The 365-nt window shown below is 72.6% G+C and carries 1 protein-coding gene; it reads right to left on the reverse strand.

The features are described from left to right. Positions 1-365 (reverse strand): sensor histidine kinase (locus ACOADB_RS27960; protein WP_378606875.1); only part of this gene is annotated, 365 nt, incomplete at both ends.

The raw sequence follows: 365 nt of genomic DNA on the forward strand, positions 1-365 counted from the left end.
CGGTGCCGGGTCAGGGTGCCGACGAGGGTGGCCACTTCGTCGTACTCACCGAGCTGGACCAGCCCGGAGATGGTGTGCAGCCGATTGTCGAACTCGTGGGTCTGCGCACGGAGCGTGTCGGTGATCGAGAGGTTCGAGCTGAGCTGGCCCTGCAGGGAGACGAGCTCGGTGCGGTCGCGCAGCGTCGTGACGGTGCCGATCCCGCGGCCGCCGGTCGAGGCCCGGCCGCGATTGAAGACCACCACCCGACTCCCGACGAGGGCGAGGGCGTCGCGGACGTCGGCGCCCTCACCGGTCAGCAGGGCGACGACGTGCGGGTCGAGGCCGAGGTCGTCGACCGGCCGCCCCACCGGCTCGGGTCCGCC

Origin of the sequence: Nocardioides sp. CPCC 206348, from assembly GCF_048654705.1 — a bacterium.
Lineage (GTDB): Bacteria > Actinomycetota > Actinomycetes > Propionibacteriales > Nocardioidaceae > Nocardioides.